This is a genomic window from Mesorhizobium sp. M00.F.Ca.ET.216.01.1.1 (assembly GCF_004010325.2).
GTDB lineage: Bacteria > Pseudomonadota > Alphaproteobacteria > Rhizobiales > Rhizobiaceae > Mesorhizobium.
This window is the reverse complement of the sequence record NZ_SADR02000037.1, coordinates 1-23,553: the sequence shown is the minus strand read 5'-3', so window position 1 is coordinate 23,553 and position 23,553 is coordinate 1. Positions and strand designations below refer to the sequence as shown.

Genomic DNA, 23,553 nt, shown 5'->3' with positions numbered 1-23,553 from the left:
AGACGGCGATTCCAGGCGGGTAGGCATGACGTCGCGGCGGCATCTGCCAGTTCGCCAATGCGGCCGAGTTCTGCCGGGCCGAGACCGGGACCTCGGCTCTGATATTGCGATATCCCAATGATGCGCTCTTCGATGGATCCGCTACGCTGCATCTCTCATCTCTGGCACTATGCTGGACCAGAGCCCATTTTCGCGGTGCATGGGCCAAGGGGCAGAGTGCGCTTCTCTCGCGCTCATGTGGTACCACTGACCACCCTGAATCGGTCAACAACCTCGTCGTTGAGACTCACCCCAAAACCGGGACTATCATCCAGGTAGACGTACCCATCACGCGAAACGGGTTCGCCATGGAAAAGCTCGGCAATGAATGTGTCGCCATCCCGGTAATCGCGGGGAAACATCTCGATCAGGGGGGCGTTGAAGTTGGCCATGATGAGGTGCGCATTATGAAAGTTAGGAGAGTGAGGGACGACAGGAAGGTCGAAACTTGCAGCAAGGTTGCAAATCTTGCGCGCCTCGGTGATCCCGCCCACCCGATTCACGTCCAGTTGCACATAATCAACTGCTCCAGCCGCAATTAAACGCCGGAACCCCCAACGCGTTGCTTCATGCTCCCCACCGGCAATCGCCGTTCGACATGAACTGCGTATCTGAGCGTACCCCTCGACATCATCGGGCAGGAGTGGCTCCTCGATCCAGGTCAGCTCGTATTCATCGATCATACGGATCATCTCGATCGCGTATTGTCGGGTCCAGCCCATGTATGCGTCGCCCATGATCTCCATTTTGTCGCCGAGTTTGAGACGGAGCTTTCGAATAATTTCCTTGTTCTTTAACATTCCTGGCCTGCCATCTGCAGGACCGTAGCCAAAGCGCATCTTGAATGCAGTATACCCCTCCGACACATAGCGAGCTGCCAAATCTACCATTCTGTCGGGGTCTTCCATTGTATACCCAGAGCTCAAATAGGACCGGAATCGCTTTTTTGTCTTTCCTCCCAAAAGGTTGTAAACGGGCTGCTGGAGAAGGTGACCCAAAGCATCCCATATTGCTATGTCAATTCCACTGATAGCGTTCAAGACAAGTCCGCGACGCCCAACGTTGATCGTTCCCCGAAACATCTTATTCCAGATCATCTCGGTATCGAAGACCGAGGAGCCGAGGACAAGCGGGGATAAGTTGCGCTCGATAAAGACGGCCGTTGCTTCCGATCCCAGAGCAATGCACCCGATGCCAATCATATCATTTTCGAGCCCAATACGGACGATTAGCGCAAACACGTTATCGCCCGTTCCTGGCGCCCTGTTGTAGAGACCCGACTGGCGCTCCGGAGGCGTGCTTCCTTCTGTCAAGAAGACGTCCAAAGGAGAGGTCGACCACCATGGGAGATCATCCCATCTCGGCTCGCCAATGCGAATTACTTCAATAGTCGAGATCTTCATGAGTTCCTCCCCGAGGGTCTAGTTACTGCACGTTTAAGCGACGGTTTAATTTGATCCGTCGATTTCCTGGCCGCTCAGTTCGCCCTTGGTCCCTCCGTCCAGCGAGGGCAAAGGGAGAACCAGCACCACTGAGGATTTGGCGTGCCCATCTGCCTTGACAGCATGCGCGTTATCGGCAAAGGTGGTATTACCAAACTGTATAGCCAGTTGTATAGGAGCACTAAGCTAATGTCACGCGGCCGATTTCAGGCGAGGTCGGAAAAGATGACCCAAGATAGGCGAAACGCGAGAGCGGAGAGCATTCCGCGCAATGAATTGCCCCTGAAAGAGCCATCCACGGGTCGACGTTCTGCTCAGCAGCACGGTCGCCCGGTTGAAATCGTCGTCGTGGCAACAGAAAAAGAAGGTCAGGCGCGAAGTCTCTGAAGACTTCAGACCTGGAATTGAGAACCAATGTCCTCAGGAGTGGAACCCTTGTCAGCAGCCAACTTGCGTATCGGTTTCATTGGCGTTGGGCTAATGGGACATGGCGTGGCGAAGAACCTTCTTGAGAAGGGTTTCCGGCTCACCGTCGTTGGGCATCGCAATCGAGTTCCAGTTGAAGATCTCGTGAGCCGCGGCGCATTGGAAGCGCATACTGCAGCAGAAGCGGCTCGCCAAAACGATGTCGTCTTCGTCTGCTTGACTGGATCGCCCCAGGTCGAGGAAGCGTTCTACCGGCCGGATGGAATACTGGCCGGTGCCCACCATGGACTGATCGTCGTGGACACATCGACCAGCGAACCAGATTCGACTTTGCGCCTTGGTGCGGAACTTGCGAAGCGCGGCGCAATCCTCGTCGACGCTCCCCTCACGCGAACGCCAGTTGAAGCCGAAGCAGGCAGGCTAAACACGATGGTCGGCGCCACCCCAGAGATATTTGAAAAACTCAGACCAATGCTGGATGCGTATTGTGAGAACGTCTTTCACGTCGGCGGACCTGGCGCGGGGCACAAACTAAAACTTATCAATAATTTCATGGTTTTAGGCATGTCGGCAATAGTAGCTGAGGCGATCACCACTGCTGCCAAAGCCGGCGTAGACATTGCGAAACTGTATGATGTTGTTAGCGCGGGCCCTCTGGCCAACGGGCTGCTGCGCAATCTCGTTCCGAAGGCAATTGCCGGTGAGTTTGACGGTATGAAGTTCCAACTCGCGAACGGACAGAAGGACCTACGCTACTACACACATATGGCCGAGAGTTTGGGGGCCACCAGTTTTATTGGCGAAACGATTCATCAGACGTTCGCACTCGCAAGCTGTCTTGGATTCGGCGCGAGTTATGTTCCTTCGCTCATTGAGGCTCAGGCGCAGATCAATGGAGTCCCAATTGGAACCCTGCGCGGAAAAGAACCTAAGGTTGGCAATCAAACCTGAGCGTTTTTCGCTCGCTATCGCCAATCCCATGCGCCTGCCATTGAAGAATGGAGACCACGCGATATGACTGCACCGTCTGGCCTCACGGTTGGCATTTGGCCAACGGGAGCGGCATACATCAATGGCCGCTATGTCTCTGTTGATGAGGCGGCCATCCCGGTAACCGATTGGGGTTACCGTCGCTCGGACGCGACGTACGACGTAGTGGGCGTGTGGAACGGCGCCTTCTTCAGATTGGACGACCATGTTCGTCGGTTCCGCAACTCAATGTGCGAGCTTCGGCTTGCCCCGCCAGAATCCGACGAAGAAATTCGGCAAGTTCTTGCGGAATGTGTTCGGCTCTCGGGCCTGCGAGAGGCCTACGTCGCTGTTGATTGCCTCCGCGGCAAGCCAAAGCTCGGGCTGGCGCGCCACCCTGTCAATTGCAGCAACTACCTGGCTGCCTTTGCAATCCCGTGGGTATGGGTCGTTTCGCAGGAAGTGCAGCGGAGGGGCGCTCACCTAATGATCGCCAAGACGCCTCGCATATCTGAGGCGTCGATTGACCCCACGGTCAAGAACTTCCACTGGGGAGACCTGACGCGGGGATTGTTCGAAGCCCATGATTGCGGAGCCGACAATTGCATCTTGCTCGATACTGACGGTTTGGTGACTGAGGGACCTGGCTTCAACGTTTTCGCAATCGTTGGTGGAACCGTCGTCACGCCCGACCGCGGCGCGCTTGAAGGTATAACGCGCATGTCCGTGCTCGAGCTGTGCAACGAACTCGAAATTCCCTGTGAAGTGCGGCCGATGCGTGCAGCTGAACTGCGGGAGGCCGATGAGATCTTTCTGGCCACCACGGCCGGGGGCATCATGCCCGCATCTCGCATCGATGGACGAATACTGGGGAATGACAGCCCTGGTCCTCTGTCAACATTGCTGCGGGAAACGTTCTGGACGAAACGCGCCGAAGGCTGGCATGCGACGCAAATTGATTACCGATGAATCCTTTTGATTCAGAGGGGACGCTGGCAAACACCTGCAAGCTCTTGGACACGTTCGAAACTCGGCGAAGTTCCTGGTTTCGAGCGCGGCCCGGATCGCTGGGTCGAGGTCCTGGGATCGCGCTGGGTGTGTAAAGCCGCAGGCCAAACGGGCCGCCAGTTGCGCCATTGTGACGATCTGTACGCCACTTCTCTCCCATGCCGCCCTCCACAGCCGCAGCGCCTTCACCTTGGCAGAGCTAGAGTACAGCAATAGATCGCAGCGGCCGCTGGAGCCTGGTGATGATGATTACCGGATAACAACGAGTTTCTGGAATGCGCCGATATTGTTGAAAAAGTCCGACGCACCGCAAAGCCGCCACCGATAATAGAATCCCGTTCCATCCCGGCGCATTGCATGGAATCAGGATTCACTTTTGGGGTCTTCGCGGAACGCCATTCTATGCAGATGCCATGGGCAGCCGAGACGCGGACTTTTTCAACAGTATCCGCCAGTTCCGGACACTCGCGAACACCGCCACGAAGGTCCGACTCGACCCGGAACGGAAGTTCAGGCGAACTTTGGAGCACTGTTATAGTTCGAGATGGCTTGGTTGAATCTCCAACATCCTCCTGACCTGGACGAGAGCAACTACCAGCAGCGGTCGGATTGCCTTTTGAGCCCTAGCTCAGAGCGTCTTGCTCATCATCAGGATCGGCACCGGAGCGCCGCCACGGTCGTCGAAGAATTTCTCGGCGGGGTGATAGCCGCAGGCTCGATACAGCGGCTCACCTGCCATGTTTGCTGCCAGTTCGACACGAGCAAAGCCTTCGGTCATGGCTGCATTTTCACAAAGCGAAAGGATCAGACGACCGACACCGCGTCGGACAAAGGCCGGATGGGTATACAGGGCTCTGACACGCGCCGCGTCCTTGGCGGGGTCAAGCAACGCAGCGTTACGTCCGGGCGACTGATCCGCACCGTACATCGTCGTGCGCCGGCTCCAGCCCCCGCAACCTGCCAGGACGCCATCGTGCTCCACGACGAATAGGTGCCGTCATCGACAAGCTGCGTGTCCAGCCCCATGATTGAACGGCTGGATCGAATCTGGGCGTCGTTAAGAAAGGGCTTCTGGAGTTCGGCGATCGCCGCATCCATAAGCACGGTGATAGCCGTGAGATCCTCGCGTCGCGCGATCCGGTGCCGCAAGTCTCCGTTGGCCATGTCAACGCGGCCCCGCCAACCGTTCATTCTGGCAGCTCGGCCATGCGATAGCCCTCCACAAAATGCCGCCGCACATTTTCATCGCGGAAAGGTTGCGAGGCGGACCAATGCCGGATTGTGAAATTCGGATTGCTCATCATGAACGTCTGTGCCTCCCGGCGCGCCTCCTCAAGACGCCCGAGTTGTGCCAGGCTCGCCGCAAGGATGCGGCGCGATGTTGTGCGATAGGTTTCGGGCCTGCGAAGTGTTTGGACCGCAGACTCGTAGTCGCGAAGTGCATATTGGGCCTGCCCCAACATCCAGTAATACCAACCGGGTGGGTGCGGATTGAGCCGGAGCGCCTTGCGTACGTGTTCGAGGGCATCGGCCGGTTGGCCCTTCAGCGTAATCAGATCCGAGCGCATGGCCCATGCGTCTGCATAGTTTGGATCCAGTTTCACGGTAGCATCGAACTCAGAATCCGATTCCGCCCAGCGACATTCATGTCCGAGGATGATGCCCAATACCCAGTGGTTCCCGGCATCGTTAGGATCGAGCGTCACGGCCTGTTGTGCTTCCGCCAACGCTCTTGCCCGATTGGGATCGATCGGCTCGTCCCAGAACTCCCAGCCCAACCAAAGGTTCAGCGCCAACCAGCGGTGCGCCTCGGCATATTCCGGATCAAGTGCGATCGCCGTTTCCAACAGGAAAATGGCCTCTTTCGCAGCGAGTGCCGTTTGCAAGCCCAATGCCCGCGCACGTACACAGAGGTCATAAGCCTCCAGGTTAGCAGGTCTGTTGCGCGCTGGTTGGGTCGTCAAACGGCCGGCTAAGGCCTCGACGATCTTGCCCGTCACCTCGTCCTGGACGGCGAAAATATCCTCCAAGCTGCGGTCGAACCGTTCGGCCCACAGGTGGTCGCCTCCGATTGAGTCGATCAATTGGGCGTTGATGCGAACTCGTCCCGCAGCCCGCCGGGCGCTACCCTCCAGGAGATAGCGCACACCGAGCTCGCGAGCGATGCGGCGCACGTCCACATGCCTACCTTTGTAAGCAAAGACAGAGTTGCTGGCGATGACAAACAATCCGCTGGTTCTCGATAGGTCCGTGATCAGGTCTTCGGTCAGGCCATCGACAAACGCCTCCTGTTCCGGGTCGTTGCTCATGTTGGTGAACGGAAGGACGGCGATGGAAGGCTTGGCGGGCAATGGCAGTGGGGCCTTCTCCGCCGGGCCGTGATGCTCCGGAATGCTCGATGCATGGATGCGATAAACGGTCACCGGCTCGGCGATGTTCTTGATCGCTTGCGGGCCAAGTTCGTCGAAACTGAAATCAAGCTTGCGTTTAACCTGGTCGTAGACGCTGCCAGAGATGCAGATGTCTCCCGACCCGGCTATTGCCTGAAGCCGCACGGCGACAATCACGCCATCACCGAAAAGGTCGCCGCCTTCGACAACGACATCACCCAGATTAATCCCGATGCGTAGGACAATGTGACGGTCGTCAGCGCGACCTTGGTTCGCGGCGATCATCCCCTTCTGGAATTCGACTGCGCAAGTCACGGCGTTCACCGCACTGGCGAACTCGACCAGAACGCCGTCACCCATCACCTTCACGATACGGCCATGATGCTCGCGGACGAGTGGCTCCAGGATTCCCCTGCGCCGCTCCTTTAAAGAGGCCAGGGTGCCCTGCTCGTCCAGTTCCATTAGCCGACTGTAGCCAACCACATCGGCAGCCATTATGGCTGCAAGACGGCGTTGGGCGGGTTCTTCGGCCATTTTGCATTTGCTTTCATAGAAAGCAGGGCATCGGATTGTATTGGCGCCCGTTTCAAAAGTCTATCGGACTGGACTTCGAAACTGGTTTGCCAGCATCTAAATTGGGTGAGCCAATGGCCGATTTCCCACCCGATCTGGTCGTTCATCGGCCCCAATTAGAACGTCACAGAAGGGTCATGGGTTTGCATTCGACCGCCGTCGAACGAACTTCTGTTTTGGCTGTGGAATGTTGCCCTTCGCCTCGTCAATTGGAACGAGCAAGTTGCGCACAGAACCCGCCATTCAGTTGACACACGTCCAACGGCGGGAGTTGACCTCAGCGGAACCACTGCCCCTCAAGAATGCGCAAGCAGCCTCCTAGCCGCCAAAATTGACACGGCAACGCAACTCACGACGCTGGACGAGTTGTCGGCGTTAGATGGGGTTGGTCAATCGGACCTGTTCACTCGCCCATCGTCTTTAGTGTGAAATCGCACGGAACAGTGATCCCATGTCGACCAGGATTAACCGGCTGATTTCATTGCGAAAATGAGTGTAGCCGGGGGGGTCCCAGAAGGCGACTATCGTGACCCTTCGAAAATCCTGGAAAGAGCAGCTGTATCAGACATTTAAGCGTTCCGGTGCCCGGGGTCACTGTTCGGTGTGAATTCACATATTGTTATTCCGCTTTCGTATGGGGGAAAGTCCGATCGGGCAAGAAGAGGGCCACGGAACGAGATACCCGGGATCATCGGCCGGCGGATGCGGTTTAGAGCAGAGTCTTGAAAACTTCCGCACCTGGAACTGTACACGCCTACATTGCTAGACGGCACGCCTTGGTTCCGGCAAAGCTGCGAATCGCGGGGCCACTGGCAATCCGCAGGTCGGCGGGTTCAGGCAATGCTCATTGAAAGATGGGCCGCCGACTTTCCTTTTGGCTGTAGAGCTCGGTGGGTTGTCGCTCTCAATTGCCGTCTCAAATTGACTGTTCGGCCGTGAGCTTCCCGTCAGGCTCAAGGGAATAGACTATCGTTTGGTCGTCATTGAAGCAGACGGTCCTTGTGTCGATCTGCCGGCAGTCGAGGTGCTTTCCGCTGGAATCCAGCAATAGCGACGTGCCGTCGAGGTCGATCTGAAATTGATGCCCGGCCATGTCTATCGAAACCCCGTCGACTGGCAGGTGGTGCAACGAAGGACTTGGGCATTGCGGGCAGTGGATGCACTACCAGCGCCAAAACCGAAGCCGCGCAAAGCCGGCGTAGTGTCACCGATCTAGCCATGCCGGTCGCCGCCAACGGGGAAGATCGACGCAAGGTCTTCTTCCACGTCTATCTCGAATTCGGCGGCGAGCGCCGAAAGCTGCAACCCGAAGGTGGCGCGCAATTCCCCTAACGCGACGAAATGGCCGAGCGTCAATGTGCGCTCGCCGCGATCATGCCAGCGGGCCGCCGGTCCATGGTCGGAGCTGTCAACACGGCCGGCGGCGTCAAGATGGGGACGGAAAGATGCGCAAATCGAAATTGTCATTGATGACGACGTGCTTTGCCTGGGTCCTCTCTCCGAAAACCCGGAAGGCTGGTCAATTCCTCACCCCGATCTCCCCATCCGCAGGGGCGCACCCGTTGGGGGATCCAGATTCAATACAGATTGACACACCAGCCGAACCACCCCCCGTTTTATCTCGAATTCGCGGCTCGCGATGTCGTGACGCAAAGCCGCGGAATAAATTGGCGGCGCCAGGCGTTCAGGATGGCAGATGGCGGGCCTACGCGATGACGCCCGCCGCGATGAGGCTAACCGTGCGAACCTTGGCTGCGATCGCTGTTGTCCTGCTCGCAAACGTCGTCGGACTGGCAAGCTACACCTATTTTGGATTCTACAATGTTGCTGCCACCGAGCAGGACTGGGACCTCGTCCGCTGGTCGCTGGAGACAATCCGGAACAACTCCATTGAACGCCACGCCGGCCACAATGTCAGCCTCGATCGATCGCTTGACGATCCGGAGATGATCCGCACCGGTGGCCTTCACTACAAGGAGGAAGGCTGCGTCTACTGTCACGGTGGTCCGGGAATTTCTCGAGCGGAGTTCGCCAAGAACATGCAGCCAGAGCCGCCGGATCTTAAAAAAGCTGCTGCAACCTTGGATGATGCAGAGCTCTATTGGATCATGCAAAACGGCATAAAAATGACCGGGATGCCTGCGTTTGGTCCAACGCACAACCAGGAAGAGCTATGGGCGATGGTGGCCTTTACCCGACGTCTTCCAGAGATGTCGCAATCGGAATACGAGAAGATCACCGAAGTCTCTGAAGGTGGAGGGCATCAGCAGGCTGGAGGTGAAGACCATGCACCGGCTACGTTTCGCAAGTGAGTCGTACAGGGACAGCGGAAGGGCGGTCGTGATCGCTGTCCGGTCAGTGACATTCGCGACGATCGAAGGGGAACCTACGGCAGTCGCTGCCACCAGCCGACGTCATGCCATTGGCCAAACTTGCGACCAACCTCGTGATAGACCCCAAGCGCCTTGAACCCCATCGTCTCATGTAGGCGGATGCTACCGGCGTTATGATCAAAACTCAATCAGATTGGCTGCCGCCAATGGCCGAGATGCGTGGAATCTTGCCGTTTGAATCGGTCGGCGGCAACGAGCACAGCAAAGGCCGGTCGATCGCGCTTCGATTGCATCTCGCGAGCCTCCGCGAAAACTTGGCATCGACACCGCTTGGTGCCGCAAAGGCAATTCATGTGGCCTGCTTTGCACCATCAACAGACGTTCATCTTCGGCGCAGAGGGAGGCGCCGGCGTCGCGCCTCAATGTGAATCGCCGAATGTGTAGTCGGGTGGGCGAGCCGTAGCGGGCGCTATATCACCCAGAAGTCCGAGCCGGTAAACGGAAGGTCGCCCGCCACCACGGCGAACAGCGTTTGCTCGAGCCCGCCAAAGCCGTCCGCATCGTATGACAGCCAGCCGCTGGCGGCGTCGTAGACGAGGCGGTCGTCGGCGTCGGCGGCTGCCGTGCCGATGACGAAGGCGTCTGCCGGCACCGCACCCGGCGCCAGCGCACCGAATATGGCGTGGTCCAGCAGGAAAAGGTCGCGCAGCGTATCGAAATCCTGGACCGCGTCGATGTTGTCGGGAGCGAGCGGCGTGTCGAAGACGACCCTGTCGAACCCTCTGCCTGTTATGATCGAATCGAAGCCCTCATCGCCGTTGATGAGGTCGTTGCCCTCGACGCCGTGGATCACGTCGTTGCCGCCCCCTCCGCGCAGCTGATCGCTTCCGTCGTATCCGATCAGCAGGTTGTCGCCGGCGTTGCCGACGATGGTATTGCTGAGCCCATTGCCGCTCGCGTTGAGATCTGCCGACCCAATCAGCGTCACGTTCTCGACATTCACCAGGTATCCGACGCGCAGATCGAGGCTGACCGAGCTCACGATCTTATCGTGACCCGCGCCGACCTCTTCACGGACCGTATCGCCGGCATTGTCGACCACGTAGGTATCATTGCCGTCACCGCCCCGCATGATGTCAGCGCCTTGTCCGCCGTTCAGCGTATCGGAGCCGGCTCCGCCCTCGAGGTAATCGTTGCCGCCGAGGCCGAAGAGGCTGTCGTGTCCCGCCCTTCCGTAGAGCGCGTTGTGGACATCGTTGCCGACGATTCTGTTGTTCAGCGCATTGCCCAGGCCATTGATCTCGAGGCTGCCCGTCAGCGTCAGGTTCTCGACGTCGAAGGCGCCGGGGACGTTCAGGCTGAAGGTGACCGAGCTCTCGACCCGGTCCGTTCCCTCATTCAGGCTTTCGATCACAGTGTCTGCGCCATTGTCGACGATATAGAGGTCGTCGCCGGGTCCGCCGCTCATGATGTCGGCGCCGTTGCCGCCGTTGAGCAGGTCATGTCCGGCCAAACTGAACAGCGTGTCGTCCCCAGTGAGCCCTCTGATCGTGTCGGCCGCGTTGGTGCCGATCAGCACATTGGCAAGGTCGTCGCCGTTGATGATGGCCATGAGAATGTCCTCCCTCGAAGGATGGAGCAAGCCCGGCGCCCGAAGCGAAGATATCACCAGGTCGCTACCCATCCGAGAGCTGCGTCGGGCAATTTTCAGCCGTCGCCGTTGCAGAAGTTGATTCGCGCGCTTGTTCGCGAAACCTGTTGGGGCAAGCCCAACGCAGGTGGCGGCTACAGAGAGTTCAGAAAGTCAAACGGTTGATAGGTGAGACGTCTCTATCGCACTCCCAGATCGCCTTTGCATCGGGCTTTGGAAGCGTCCGGCGCTTCAAACGTCCGGGAAAGGTCCGAGCTCGATCGTCCAGAGTGATTGGGTATTGACCCTACTAGGAAGGGCGATACCGGCGAAAGCCGCGTGAAAACCTCGTCCTGCTAGATCGGGAAGCAGCGCTCCATACAGTTGACGCCCAACGCCTATCCGGTGTGCCCCTTCCGCGACATAGACGGTCACGTCAACTGATGAGCGGTATGCGGCACGGGTGCGATGCGGGGGCGGCGTAGGCAAATCCAATGACACGACCGCCCCGTTCGGCAACCAAATAATGATAACCAAGGAGCGTTTCTTCGATCCGCCCAGCCATCTCATCGATGGTGGGAGGCACCTCCTCGAACGTTACTGCGGTGTGCTCGACGATAGGTGAATAGATCGCCTGAATTTCCGCCGCATCGCCTAGAGCTGCAGTTCTGACGGTCACAACGTCGCCCATTCGTCATATCCGATTTTCGACCTAAGTCCGCTTTGTTCAACCGTATTCGAATAAGGACTCCGGTTCGTTTTACTGCCATTTTCTTATCCTTGTCCTAAGACTTGAGTGCCAGGGGCCCGCAACTATCAGAACGGCCAAAAGCCGGCCAAAAACGCCAGCGTTTCGCTGCCCCACTGCATGACGTTCTGGTACCAGCCAGACACCGTTTCATAAGCAACCTGCAGTGCACCCAGGAAGAAAACGAAACAGATGACGATGGCAAATACCTTGCCAAACCCCTCGTCACCCTTCGGGTCGCTGCTCTGATAGACGTAATCCTGTCGATTAAACATGGTCCATTAACGGTCCCGGTCGTCGCGGTCGCGTTCCCTTCTTTCTAGTTCCTCCCGCTCCAACTCCTCGAGGCGAGGAATATGCTGTTGCGCCGGATCGGTCCGCGTCGTTTCACCGCCTCGTTGTGCGGCCTCCTTGTCCCTGGTTACCTTATCCTGCAGCCGATTTGTAGCATCTACGGTCGACGCCAGTTCGTGAGCCTGCTCGGCCGGTTCGTCCGGCCGCCGCTCGGCCTCCTCGGGGCGAGGATCTCGCTGCTGTTCGCTCACGGCATCGACATTGGCCGGGGTATTGCCTTTGTCTTCTGTCGGCGGTTCGTCGGTATGTTCTGCTGCCTCGATAGCGCGCTTGAGCTCCGGATCCTTCTCGGCTACCTCGCGCATATAGGTGTTGCCCTGGACGGCAAGCTCCCCCGCGCGTGCCAGTCCGCGCTCGATATCAGCTCGCAATACCCTTGGATCGTTGGAAAGCTCACCGGCCTCAATTCTATCCAAACCCTCGCGACCGGTTTCGATGTCCAAGAGAATGTCATTTGCCGCCTCGACAACCGCCTCACCGTGTTTGGCGACTGCCGCATCCCACTGTTCATTCGCATCGTCTCGACGCTCCTGGCCTTTGTCTCGCTCGGTCGCAGTTCCCTGCTCCGCCTGTGCCTGGCCCTTCATCTCGTAAAGTTCCATGAGCTCGCGCCGGCCGTTCACATGCTCGCGGGCGACAGACGCGACTTCATCAAAGTCGTCTCGCTCGTCCGGACCGACGCTCCGTTCCAGCCGGAATAAGGCCGTCTCGACCTTCTTTTCATATGCTTCAAACTCTGCCCGCGTCGTCTCGCGCATTTCCTGACCCTCCAAAACGACTTTCTGCAATGTTACCAGATTGGCGCGGAATTTTGAGCCGAAATCTGCATGGACGACATTTGCGCTCGCTCCTGCCTGACCCGCCGAAAGGCTTGCTGTCAAATGATCCCGCAGCTGTTCCGCATAAGCGGCAACACGCCGATCACCGCTGGCGAGCGCAATTTTCTGCCAACTTTGCGTTACCTTTATGGCATACTCCCGGCTTCTTTCGGCCTTCGCCAGACTGCGCCGGCCGCCCCGCTTGGCATCGTACCGTCCCTGCGCTGCCTCGCTTCATCCTTAGTCAGGATTGGTCGTACGCCGGCGCCTTCGAGGATCAGCGACCGGAAAAATCCCGAAACCGTCATGTCGGCCGCCTTCGCGGCCTTTTCGATCGCCGCATATTCGTCCGCGCCGACGCGGGCATGCACCATCCGACCCTTCCGGTCCGGCTCGAGCCGGACCTCGAATTTCGCGGTGCCACCATCAATAGACGTGAAATTCGCACTCAACGGAGGAAAACTTCGCGCGGCCCACACGTCGCTCGACTTTATCGCGACCATGGGCAACGGCCTTCGTCCGCTGCCCATGAAACGCTAAAACGCTCTCCAGGGTTCACCTCCAGGACCGCTTTGTCGGCCTTTGTGTGCCCCTCGTACTCGCCCGCAAGGGACGCTCCGCTCTTCGCCCTGGCGGACTGCGTGCGAGCGTCACAGACGGCCTTCGCGCGGCTCCGGGGTTCACCACGAAAGGAGCGGGAAGGCCTGCGGCGGCGCTGACGGCCCCTTTGGCCAAACGAGGGAAAATTGCGTCGACTGGCGAGGGCTCCAGGGTTTGCTCAACGCCAGCGCTCGGTGATCTAATTTCACACGACTGGCTCACACGGTGTGTTCACATGCCATGACGTTACGATGTGAAAGCAAGATGTGATTGAAGTATCACACCCTGGGGTAGTGAGGCTTAATCCCGCCGTGTAAAAACGCCTTGCGAAACCAAGCAACACATCGTTTGGAAATGCTGTTGAGGAGGCACGAGCGTGGCGACGGCCTGCCGCGTTCGCCTTTGGGGGTTGCGGCAAAAGAGGGATCAGACATGCCTCGAAGAATTTGCGCAATCAGCGGCAAAGGCGGCGCCGGGAAGACGACGGTCATTATCCTCGTTGCCGGCGAGTACGCTATTCATGGAAAGAGGGTGCTTCTGATTGACGCCGATCCGCGCCAAAACCTCGCCGAATGGTGGAAGCGATGCGAGGCCAAGGACAATCTTCCGGCCAACATCGAGCTGCACAGCGCGGCAACCCAGCGAAGCATTGAAACCGTGCTGGCCGAACAAGACGGCGTCTATGACGTAATCCTGATGGACTCACCGGGCGTCGACAGCGTCATCCGCGATACGATCATCCGCAACTCCGACCTGGTGCTGACACCACTTCAGCCAAACCAGGATGAAATCAAGGCGGCCGGTGAAGCCGCCACCGTGACCGCGGATATTGGCGACAGGCAGCGGCGCACGATTCCGCACGTCAACGTGGTGACGCGCATCGCACTTCCTGGCCGTTTTCTCGAGGCTTACAGGCTGATCCGTCCGTTCATCGCCAATCTTCGCGATAGTGGCTATGAATCGACGCTGATGGATACCGAGCTCACCGAAAGAAATTGCTACCGCGAAATCCGCAACGGCCTCGGCACCTTGCAGATGCTCGAACTGACCGACCCGGTCATAAAGGGCCGCGCCGAGGTCGCGGCCCTTTCAACGATATCAAGATGACGGTGATCATAAAGGCGGCCATCGACCAGTTTCTACGAGACAACGGCTATTGATCCGTGAGCGGTCGAAGTCTCCTGCTCGGGATCGGTATCCTTATTGGCATCTATGCCGCACCGTTGGTCGGTCGCCAAGGCTTCGACTTTGGTGAAGGCTCAAAAGCCGCCTCCTCATTGAACGGGCTTATGGAATCCGATCTCGATGCGGGCATCCGGCCATCGAACGAAACTGCCAAAGGCGAGCTCTTTCGCTTATCCAATTGGGATATCTCAATGCACGGGATTGGATCGACGGTTGCCGTGAAGCGATGTATTAGTATGGGCAAAGATTCTATCGCGTGCGAACTCCTGGCGCAGCTGGGGTGGGTCGATGGGGAAAAACTTGTCGAAGCTGTGTTCGAGGGCAAGCCGGGTACTTGGCGAATGGTTGCAGCCAGGGCGCGCTGATATTCTCTCAGTGGGAGGGAGGGGACGTGCCTAAGGATATGGACGCCTATAAAAACAAAATGGAATTGGTTGAGACGATCGACCCCGAGATCGACAAGCCTGTTTTCCGCCGCCCGGGGTTCGAAGGCATCAAAACCCTCGGCGAGCTCGATGAAAGAATTGCCACCTTCATCCGCAAGGCGCGCGAGGACAAGGATCTGACGCGCGCCGAGCTCGCGCCCTTGCTTGGCCTTTCGATGCAGGTTTATGGCCGCTATGAACGCGCGTTCTCAAAAATGCACGTCACGCGCATGATCCACCTGTGCGAAATCCTCGGATTCATGCCAATGGAAATGCTGTTCAGCGCTGCCCCGCATCTATGGGGCCGCACGCCGGAGGAAGCGCGCGACACCATGGAGCTCGCGCAACAGGTCGTGTCCCTGCCGCACGGCACCAAGCGCGATCTGCTTGCCCTGGTCAAGAAAATGGTTGCGCTCGAACGGGCCGCAGACGGAGCGGCGGAAACGCAAAGAGGCGAAGAAGGACGTCTTTAGGCACCTCGCGCTGCGGTGAATGGCGCGGGGCGCGAGCATCACCGCAGCGCATTAGTCAAATAGGGCCACACCTTAAGCATCGACCTTCTTCAGCTCCGACAGCCGCACAAGGCCGTTCTGGCTGCGGAATGTCAGCGACGCATCCGTACTTTGCGCCTGGGCGATCCCCGAAATGACGTGATCGCCGGTGTCGTAGATCGTACGCTGCCCGGCATCCTCGATGACCAGTCGCCGCGCTTCGGGATAGATTGCGTAGCGCAGATGGTTCTGCGATCCGGTCGATGAGGGTGTGCCGAGTCCGCTCGGCCAACTTTTAGCTACCTGCTGCTGCGATCTATAGCTCACTTCGGCAGGTTCATTACGGGCCACCTCAGGATTCTCCCGCAGATAAGCTGCGAGATCCGTCGCCACAGCGTTCAGCTTCGCCCTTAGCGCATCGTTGAACATGTCGCCGACCATTGTCATGCCTGATGACCACTGCGACATCCCGCCGAATTCGGCATGGCTGAACTGGGCCATGGAACCGCCGCCCGAGCGCAGGGCACGCAGCACGGTTTCTACCGCGTCCCTTGAGAACCCGTGCCGCGTGCCGCGAGCCGCGCGACAAATGCCGTCTCTTTGAGATCAGCCACCGTACTGCGTCCCTCTTTTCACCATTTAACACTGCGATAGCGACATCGTTCCACATGCCCTAACCTCCGAGTACGCCAAGGGGCAATTACACACTTGTCCACGGGCCAACGCGTGTAGGCCGACATCTTTCCGCCTTTGCCGGCATGGCCTCAACAAGGCACTCTGGGCGACCAAGATATGTGCTACGAGCTCCTACCACAGTTTGCGGCCGCGCGCTTGGCGGCAACGCCCCGGTCTCGAAATCCTTGATCGTACGCAGCAGTGGAAAGTCGAGCTTGGCCACTTCGACGCGGCGTACCTGGTGCCCCGCTGCAGTCGCGCCTTCGGCATAAGCGTCGGCCATAGCGTGAAGGAGGTGTTGGCCAGCCGGGTCTGGATGGCCCTGGACAATAGCGATGCGCCTGGTCATCTGATGTGTTTCTCCATAGTCCTGGAAGGTCGCGACCGTTTCAAAGCGGCGGCTGTGGCCGGGCTGCCGCGGCCAGGGGAGGTTTGGACAACGGCGCCACCCCGGCCCGGGCAAGAAAGTCGCCGATCACCTCCCTTGCGTCCTCCTCATGCCCCACAAGGAGATGCCCGCCAGTGTGATAGACGACCAACTTTGCGTTTGGAATCGTGCTCGCTGCGAACTCAGCCGCGGGCAGCGTATTGAACAGATCATCTCGGGCCGACATGACCAAAGTTGGCGTGGCGATCTTTTCGAGAGGCAGGCGTTGGAGATCGGGCGTACTGTCGATGTTGATGCCGGGGAAGCGCCGCGAAAGCGGTTCGATGCTCCGAACGATGGTCATCACCCGATTCCGCTCTTCTTCCGAGGCTGCATCGACCAATTCCGGCGGCACGCCGATGAAACGGATGAGAGCCGACGGAGCAATCTTCTCGGTCGCCCACCAGGCGAAGTCAGCTCCGGCGTTGACCAGCCAGAAGACAAACGCGCTGCCACGACTGCCCTCGACCATGACGGGGCTCTCGGGCGCGTATGTTCCGGGGACGATCAGAATGAGCGCCGCCACCTTATCCGGATGGCGAAGAGCGAGTTCGATTGCCGAGCGCGCGCCAGCCGAGATGCCGACAAGGATGACCTTGTCGACGTCAAGTGAGGAGAGCAGCGCCGCATGCGCGTCGGCCTGAGCGGCGGGCGAAGCAACGGAGGGGATTGATGTTCCCAGATAGCCGAAACGCGACGGGGCGATGACCCGAAAGCCGTCCCCGACGAGATCGGCAACGTTGGCCAAACCCTGATCCCATCCGCCACCCGCACCGTGGATAGAAAGGAGCGGAATGCCATCGCCCCTATCAGCGTATTCGATCGGCCCGGCGGCGGTTTTCGCGACCTTGGCTCCGCTCTCGACCGCGGCACGCGCGCGGCTGATCTCATTGTTGTAGGACAGGAAAACCAGTCCGCCGGCGGCCAGCACAACGATGGAGACCGCCAATAACAACCATCTGATCCCGACCATGACCGCCATTCTCGAAATCCACTTTGTGCCATCCTATTCGATTGAGTCCGGGGCGCCTTGATGTACCTCAAACCGATCGCGTTATGCTGGGGAAGGCCAGGGCGGGTCGGTCGGTCGGCGCACCCACGGCAAGGCAAGGAACCTAAGCGCGGTGCCGCGGTGCAAGCCTCGCTCGCGATCATTGCGGATGCGCCGAGGCGGCGGTAGCCTATCTCCAGGCCATCGAACACGGGCCTTCGGGCTAAGGACGGGGTCAAATGAACAGAAGACGTCTATTGCGAACAACCGCAGCAGCCCTCCCCTTCCTGCACAGCTTGTGGTCGTGGGTGCTCAGCCCGATCCAGGCGACGGCAGCAGACCGTTCGATGTCGCGCGTCCGTCCGACTGACCCGGAATGGCCGTCCCAGGCAAGTTGGGACCGGCTTAACCAGGAGGTCGAGGGCCAACTCGTAAAGGTTCGCTCACCGCTCGCCGCGTGCATGGAAGCGCCGTCGAGCCCCCGCTGCGCCGATGTCTTCAAGGAACTGAAGAATCCCTATTACCTTGGCGACGAGGTCGGGCTGACGCAGACCCTCGGCTGGGTCGATGGCTGGACGTCTCAGCCGAGCGCCTATGCGGTGGCCGCCCGAACGACCAGCGACGTCGTGGCGGCGGTCAATTTCGCCCGCGAGAACAATTTGCGGCTGGTCGTGAAGGGCGGCGGGCATAGCTATCAGGGCACCTCCAGTGCCCCCGATTCCGTGGTGATCTGGACACGCAAAATGAACGCCGTCGCCTTGCATGATGCGTTCGTCGCCACGGGATGTGCCGGGCAACAGCCGCCGCAGCCGGCCGTCACCGTCGAGGCAGGCGCGATCTGGGGTCACGTTTACGACGCCGTCACGACGAAGGCGGGCCGCTACGTCCAGGGCGGCGGCTGCCTGACGGTGGGCGTTGCGGGCCTGATCCTGAGCGGCGGCTTCGGCAGTTTCTCGAAGGCCTACGGGATGGCCGCGGCGAGCCTGCTGGAGGCAGAGATCGTTACCGCCGATGGCGAAGTGAGGATCGCCAACGCCTGTACGAACCCTGACCTATTCTGGGGAATCAAGGGCGGCGGTGGCGGCAGCCTCGGCGTGGTAACGCGGCTTACGCTGCGCACACACGAACTGCCAGAGTTCTTCGGTGCGGTGTTCGCGACGATCAAGGCGGCATCGGACGCCGCCTTCCGCCGGCTGATCGGCCAGATCCTGGAATTCTACGGCGCGGCGCTGTTCAATCCGCATTGGGGCGAGCAGATCCGCCTCCGGCCGGGCAACGTTCTCGATATCGCAATGGTGTTCCAAGGGCTCGACCAGCTGCAGGCGGAGACGGTCTGGCGGCCGTTCTTGAGCTGGCTGGAAGGCGCTCCGCAGGATTTCAGCCTCGACTCTGAGCCGATGATCATGGCGGTGCCGGCTCGAAATTTCTGGGACCCCGCATTTCTCACGCAACTTCCCGGATTGGTGATTGCCGACGATCGCCCCGGCGCGCCAAAAGCCAACCTGTTCTGGGCAGGCAACGTGGGGGAAGCGGGGCAGGTCCTGCACGGTTATCAGTCCGCCTGGCTTCCGTCCTCCCTCCTGCAACCGGGCCAGCAGGGCCGTCTCGCCGATGCTCTGTTCGCGGCGACCCGGCATTGGGGCATCTCCTTGCACTTCAACAAGGGCCTGGCCGGCGCCTCTGCGGAGGCGATCGAGGCGGCCCACGACATGGCGACGAACCCGGCGGTGCTCGACGCCTTCGCGCTGGCCATCAGCGGCGCCGAAGGGCCGCCGACCTACCCCGGCATTCCCGGTCACGAGCCCGACGTGCCGACCGCCCGCCGGCATGCAGCCGCGGTCGACAACGCAATGACCGAGGCGCGTAAACTGCCGGCCGTCGGCTCCTATGTGTCGGAAAGCGATTTCTTCGACGAGGCGTGGCGGGAATCTTTTTGGGGCGCGAACTACGCAAGGCTCCTCGCCGTGAAGGACAAATACGACCCGGCCGGCCTCTTCTTCGTGCATCACGGCGTGGGCAGTGAACGCTGGAGCGCCGACGGCTTCACGAGAGGGACCTGACATTGGCGATGGAACCTCAGCGGACACCTCCACCAGATCTCATCATGATTCAATGTGCGACTTTTGATGCGCGAAAGTTCGCCACGGTCAGCAGAATGATTTGGCTTCATGGGCAAAATGACAGCCGACGGATGAGCCGGGTCGCGGAAGATGCTCTGCTCAGCCACCATCATCGTGGTCGCCGTTCTGAGCGGCTCCCCCGTTCCCAGATTTCGCGCAAATCGCGGCGCCGCTGGAAACCTGCACTGTGACGTGATGCCCCTTCTTGAAGCGATAGGCCATGGGCCACAGATCGACTAGCACCCTCGGATACCCATCCGGATCGGCGACGGGCCGGTCGGGCAAGAGGCGAAGCAGACCGTCGCCGACGTTCAGCGACTCGCCGGATGGGCGGACGTCGCACAGGGGACGAAGAAATCGGTATGCTCCAAGTTTGAACGGACGAACAATTCGGCGGAATCTCCTGACGCTTTGTGGGGACCTGAGACGCAACAATAACAAAATGGCTTCCAAGTTGCCGTTCCCCTGTGCCCCGATCTATAGATCGCTTCGGACTCGACTCGTGACATTGGCTGCGTTCGGCGCAAACGTCGGCAGGTAGCCTACCCAACTTCCGCATTTGGCGCGCATGGTCGGTTGGTGTCCTCGGCTGCCGTCAAGCCGAATGCAGCGCTCAAGCGCACTGCATCCGGGCGCGCCAGAGACCTCAGGTCGGTCAGCAGGAGCCTCGGTTCAGACATTCCGCATCAAGCCAGCCGATCGCAGGGCATCCTCTATAACCTTTCGGATCTCTGCGGCGGAGTTGGGCTCCTGAGAAGGTGGACCATTTCCCCTCGCAGCGCGTGGCGCAGGGTGTGGCATTTTGGGAATCTCGATTTCGGGCATCGACAAAGTAGTTGAGAGACGGGCAGAGCGAGTCTCGCCGTTGGCTTTCACCGGCCTGGTTTTCGCCGCCCGGTTCCTACCTGACTTCGCTATGCCCCAGAAGCGCGCAATATGCGAGGTGGACGAGATGCCGATGTCGAGCATGAACGGTCCCTCAGCGCCCAGCGCCGCGTCACCGGCCGTATCAAGCGGCGTACCGTGGCCCATTCCGGCGATGCGATATTCCTCAATGATTTCCTGCCCTTGGGCATTGCACCAGACACGCCGTGAATGACCATCCACAATTTCTGATCGGACTGAACGTGCATCGAGCCCGTGAATGGCTCGCCATTGTCCGACGATGGCATCAGCATTGGAGGATGCTACGGTTTGATCGGTGGAGCCGTGCCAGACCGATATAGAAGGCCAAGGACCTTTGTGCGGCGAGGCACCGCGCAGGGCCTTCTGCAATTGCCTTTCCGAGGGCGCGCCATGACCGCGCATGCGGTCGAAGGCTTCCGGGATAGTCTTTGCGCTCCCATACGGCAGGCCGGCGATGATCGCGCCACCGGCGAAGACCTCCGGGTAGCAAGCCAGCATCACCGATGTCATGGCGCCTCCGGCGGAGAGGCCGGTGATAAAGATACGCTTACGGTCGAGGCCATCTTCAGCGACAACCGCCTCAATCATCTGGCGGATGGAAAGGGCCTCTCCGCCGTTCCGCTTTGTATCGCTGGGCACGAACCAGTTGAAGCAGAGGTTGGGATTGTTGGCGCGTTGCTGCTCGGGAAACAGCAGGGCAAAACCTTCCTGGTCGGCCAGTTGCGACCAGCCGGAACCATGGTCGTACCCGGCTGCGGTCTGCATGCAGCCATGCAGCACCACGACAAGAGGCGCCGCTTCAGGCAAAGCATCCGGAACGTAGATCCTCGCCCGCAAGGCGCCCGGATTGGAGCCGAAATCCGCCAGATCCGATAACCGATCGCGGCCTTGGCCGTGGCTTTGAAAACTCTGCCCGGCGCGGAATGCCGCAAGGCGGGTGATCGTGTCGGAGATTTTTCGCAAATTAGTATCCTTTGTTCCGGCCGCCAAAAATGGCGGCAGCGCTGCGCACAACGCACATGCAGCAATATCGTTGCTGCACTGCACAATAACAAGCGCACGATGACTTAGGGTCAGGACTCACTAATCAGAGCCAGAAGATCACGGCCGCTGCTATGCATATGCTTGAGAAAAAGGTGTGGGCGCAGCGGTCGTATCGAGTGTGAATACGACGCCAGTCTTTGAGTTTTCCGAACATGTTTTCGATTTGTGACGTTGCTTGTAGAGCACAACATCGTGCGGGATTGGGACCTTTCTGTTGGCCTTTGACGGAATGCAGGCGGTGATTCTGCGATCAGCCAGCGCCTTTCGAAACCAGTCGGCCTCGTATCCCTTGTCTGCAAGCATTGCTTTGGCCTTGGGCAAGGCTTTGAGCATAAGCGCGGCCCCTCTGAAATCGCTCATCTGGACTTCGCTTAGCAACATGATCAAAGGTCGGCCCTGGCTATCGCACACCGCGTGTAGTTTCGAATTCAAACCACCTTTGGTCCGCCCGATACGTCTAGGAACATCCCCTTTTTTAACAGGCTGGCTGCCGTCCGATGTGCTTTCAAATGGGTAGCATCGATCATCAATTGTTCCGGCTTGCCGCGTCTGGCTGCGAGTTCGGCTAAGATTCGACAGAACACACCAAGCCTGCTCCATCGGATGAAGCGATTATAAATCGTCTTGTGGGGACCATATTCTTTAGGCGCGTCGCGCCAGCGCAATCCGTTCCGAATAACGAAGACAATACCACTGATGATCCGGCGGTCGTCCACTCGCGGAATACCGTGCGACAATGGATGGCTTAATGCGGCGCATCTGCGCCTCAGACAACAGCATCAAATCACTCATGGCAGCGCCTCCTCGCGCAACCATTGAATCAATCCGTCGATGCCGCCGCAAGTGGCAAATGCCACCGTCCCCTGTTGGCCCAAGCCAGACATCGGGGTAAACTGGACACCGTACTTCGCGTCTCCTTTGAGGTGGCAGGCAGCGGATGCCCGTCTCGGCTTACTTCAAGGCAGGTTTGTTTGTGGTCGCCGCGGCCGCCGCATTGTTCTCAGCGGCCGGCACGATCGCTGTCCCGGGCTTTTGGGCCTATCTCGCAATCTTCGCTGTCGTCATGATCGTTTCGTTCGCGGCGCTCGATCCGGACCTCCTGCGCGAACGCATGCGGCCGGGTGGCAAGAAGCCGCCGCTCTCGCTGAGGGTCTTTTCGCTCGTTCTGTTCATGCATTGGATCGTTGCGGGGCTTGACCGTGGCCGTTTCCATTGGAGCGACAACGTGCCCGATTGGCTTCAGGGCGTTTGCCTGTTCACGGTCGCGGCCGGCTACGCCCTTGCACTATGGGCTATGCGTGTGAACCGGTTTTTCTCCTCAGTCATTCGGATCCAGGCCGACCGCGGCCAGCACGTCGTCAGCACGGGGCCTTATGCCTTCGTCCGCCACCCTGGTTACACCGCTGGATTTCTGATCATAGCGGCAAGCGGACCCGCGCTCGGATCGTGGCTTGCGGCTGCGCTCGTTGTGCTCTTTAGCCTGCCGTTTCTGCTCTACCGCACCATCACGGAGGACCGAATTCTTCGCGCGGAGCTTGCGGGCTATTCGGATTACGCCGCGCGGGTCCGATGGCGGCTTCTCCCGGGTATTTGGTGAGAGCCAAACCTCCTTAGGAAGCGTGCTTCGAAGGTCGTCGCGGCCTGCCAATGCAGCTAATTTTTGCCGTGGTCCCTTAGGCTCACGTTTTGGTTCCGATGTCTGCAATTGGCGCTTTTGAGACCTTGGTCTAATCTCATAATGGCGGGAAGTTGCCGTTCGAGGCCTATTCCGAAAGCGATGGCTCTTGGCAGTTGATGCCAGATTAATAGGTCCTGACCCTAGTCTAGTGCGTGTCCATAAAGGGCAAGCATCTGAATTTATTAGAGAAATCGCGATATTTCCACGGGCAAAGCCCGGCGGTTTCAGGTACGCTTTAGTTTCAAGCGACTGATTCTAAAGACAAACCCGCAACCGCCGGA

General features: G+C 59.1%; 19 protein-coding genes and 3 pseudogenes. 8 read left to right on the top strand and 14 right to left on the bottom strand.

Going from position 1 to position 23,553, the window contains the following annotated elements; genetic code table 11:
- Positions 1–233: 233 nt before the first annotated feature.
- A complete protein-coding gene (locus EN859_RS31855; protein ID WP_127856563.1) occupies positions 234–1,442 on the bottom strand; it encodes an enolase C-terminal domain-like protein in 1,209 nt (402 codons plus the stop codon).
- A gap of 474 nt (positions 1,443–1,916) precedes the next feature.
- On the opposite strand from EN859_RS31855, the gene EN859_RS31850 reads away from it, so the two are divergent.
- Both EN859_RS31850 and EN859_RS31845 read left to right on the top strand, forming a co-directional pair.
- Positions 1,917–2,858 carry an NAD(P)-dependent oxidoreductase gene (locus EN859_RS31850; protein WP_210237734.1) on the top strand — a complete coding sequence of 314 codons (942 nt, stop codon included), beginning with the start codon at positions 1,917–1,919 and terminating at the stop codon, positions 2,856–2,858.
- A 63-nt stretch (positions 2,859–2,921) separates the two neighbouring features.
- A complete protein-coding gene (locus tag EN859_RS31845) occupies positions 2,922–3,845 on the top strand; it encodes an aminotransferase class IV (protein WP_127856565.1) in 924 nt (307 codons plus the stop codon).
- Positions 3,846–4,512: 667 nt separating this feature from the next.
- On the opposite strand, the gene EN859_RS31835 is transcribed toward EN859_RS31845, so the two are convergent.
- From EN859_RS31835 to EN859_RS38385, 3 genes are all read right to left on the bottom strand, one after another.
- Entirely contained in the window at positions 4,513–4,866 is a 354-nt protein-coding gene (locus tag EN859_RS31835) for a GNAT family N-acetyltransferase (protein ID WP_245525806.1), read from the bottom strand.
- Positions 4,867–5,071: 205 nt separating this feature from the next.
- A complete protein-coding gene (locus tag EN859_RS31830; RefSeq protein WP_127856567.1) occupies positions 5,072–6,808 on the bottom strand; it encodes an adenylate/guanylate cyclase domain-containing protein in 1,737 nt (578 codons plus the stop codon).
- 1,251 nt (positions 6,809–8,059) lie between these two features.
- Positions 8,060–8,203, bottom strand: coding sequence for a hypothetical protein (locus EN859_RS38385; RefSeq protein WP_189502370.1), 144 nt, complete (start codon positions 8,201–8,203; stop codon positions 8,060–8,062).
- A gap of 356 nt (positions 8,204–8,559) precedes the next feature.
- On the opposite strand from EN859_RS38385, the gene EN859_RS38380 reads away from it, so the two are divergent.
- A complete protein-coding gene (locus EN859_RS38380; protein WP_189502368.1) occupies positions 8,560–9,159 on the top strand; it encodes a cytochrome c in 600 nt (199 codons plus the stop codon).
- A gap of 490 nt (positions 9,160–9,649) precedes the next feature.
- On the opposite strand, the gene EN859_RS40330 is transcribed toward EN859_RS38380, so the two are convergent.
- The 5 genes and pseudogenes from EN859_RS40330 to EN859_RS31795 all read right to left on the bottom strand — a co-directional run.
- On the bottom strand, positions 9,650–10,792 hold the full coding sequence (locus EN859_RS40330; RefSeq protein ID WP_189502366.1) for a calcium-binding protein: 1,143 nt from the start codon (positions 10,790–10,792) through the stop codon (positions 9,650–9,652).
- Positions 10,793–11,246: 454 nt separating this feature from the next.
- Positions 11,247–11,501 carry a GNAT family N-acetyltransferase gene (locus tag EN859_RS38810; RefSeq protein WP_210237733.1) on the bottom strand — a complete coding sequence of 85 codons (255 nt, stop codon included), beginning with the start codon at positions 11,499–11,501 and terminating at the stop codon, positions 11,247–11,249.
- A 125-nt stretch (positions 11,502–11,626) separates the two neighbouring features.
- Positions 11,627–11,833: a hypothetical protein gene (locus EN859_RS31805; RefSeq protein ID WP_127856570.1), complete on the bottom strand. Its 207-nt coding sequence runs from the start codon at positions 11,831–11,833 to the stop codon at positions 11,627–11,629.
- Between the two features lie 6 nt (positions 11,834–11,839).
- Positions 11,840–12,793, bottom strand: a complete 954-nt coding sequence (locus EN859_RS31800; protein WP_127856571.1) for a hypothetical protein — start codon at positions 12,791–12,793, stop codon at positions 11,840–11,842.
- Between the two features lie 170 nt (positions 12,794–12,963).
- Positions 12,964–13,161: pseudogene (locus tag EN859_RS31795) on the bottom strand (plasmid mobilization relaxosome protein MobC); the annotation flags it as partial.
- Positions 13,162–13,762: 601 nt separating this feature from the next.
- Here EN859_RS31795 and EN859_RS31790 point away from each other — a divergent pair.
- Genes EN859_RS31790 through EN859_RS31780 form a run of 3 tightly spaced genes read left to right on the top strand, consistent with a single transcriptional unit; the run spans position 13,763 to position 15,413 of the window.
- Positions 13,763–14,437 (top strand): ParA family protein, encoded by a 675-nt coding sequence (locus EN859_RS31790; protein WP_127856572.1) that lies wholly within the window; start codon positions 13,763–13,765, stop codon positions 14,435–14,437.
- Between the two features lie 56 nt (positions 14,438–14,493).
- Positions 14,494–14,880, top strand: a complete 387-nt coding sequence (locus EN859_RS31785; RefSeq protein ID WP_127856573.1) for a hypothetical protein — start codon at positions 14,494–14,496, stop codon at positions 14,878–14,880.
- A gap of 38 nt (positions 14,881–14,918) precedes the next feature.
- Positions 14,919–15,413: a helix-turn-helix transcriptional regulator gene (locus EN859_RS31780; protein ID WP_127856574.1), complete on the top strand. Its 495-nt coding sequence runs from the start codon at positions 14,919–14,921 to the stop codon at positions 15,411–15,413.
- 72 nt (positions 15,414–15,485) lie between these two features.
- Here EN859_RS31780 and EN859_RS31775 read toward each other — a convergent pair whose 3' ends face one another.
- The 3 genes and pseudogenes from EN859_RS31775 to EN859_RS31765 form a co-directional block, all read right to left on the bottom strand.
- A complete protein-coding gene (locus tag EN859_RS31775; protein ID WP_127856575.1) occupies positions 15,486–15,965 on the bottom strand; it encodes a hypothetical protein in 480 nt (159 codons plus the stop codon).
- A 298-nt stretch (positions 15,966–16,263) separates the two neighbouring features.
- A pseudogene (locus tag EN859_RS40575) lies at positions 16,264–16,455 on the bottom strand (flavodoxin family protein); the annotation flags it as partial.
- Between the two features lie 40 nt (positions 16,456–16,495).
- Positions 16,496–17,515, bottom strand: a complete 1,020-nt coding sequence (locus tag EN859_RS31765; RefSeq protein WP_127856576.1) for an alpha/beta hydrolase — start codon at positions 17,513–17,515, stop codon at positions 16,496–16,498.
- A 248-nt stretch (positions 17,516–17,763) separates the two neighbouring features.
- On the opposite strand from EN859_RS31765, the gene EN859_RS31760 reads away from it, so the two are divergent.
- Positions 17,764–19,584, top strand: coding sequence for an FAD-binding oxidoreductase (locus EN859_RS31760; protein ID WP_127856577.1), 1,821 nt, complete (start codon positions 17,764–17,766; stop codon positions 19,582–19,584).
- 732 nt (positions 19,585–20,316) lie between these two features.
- Here EN859_RS31760 and EN859_RS31750 read toward each other — a convergent pair.
- Together EN859_RS31750 and EN859_RS31745 are read right to left on the bottom strand one after the other, a co-directional pair.
- On the bottom strand, positions 20,317–21,513 hold the full coding sequence (locus EN859_RS31750) for a PHB depolymerase family esterase (protein WP_127856583.1): 1,197 nt from the start codon (positions 21,511–21,513) through the stop codon (positions 20,317–20,319).
- A 124-nt stretch (positions 21,514–21,637) separates the two neighbouring features.
- Positions 21,638–22,386 (bottom strand): annotated as a pseudogene (locus tag EN859_RS31745) (IS5 family transposase).
- Positions 22,387–22,531: 145 nt separating this feature from the next.
- Between EN859_RS31745 and EN859_RS31740 the strand changes: the two are divergent.
- Positions 22,532–23,191: an isoprenylcysteine carboxylmethyltransferase family protein gene (locus tag EN859_RS31740; protein WP_127856578.1), complete on the top strand. Its 660-nt coding sequence runs from the start codon at positions 22,532–22,534 to the stop codon at positions 23,189–23,191.
- Positions 23,192–23,553: the final 362 nt, after the last annotated feature.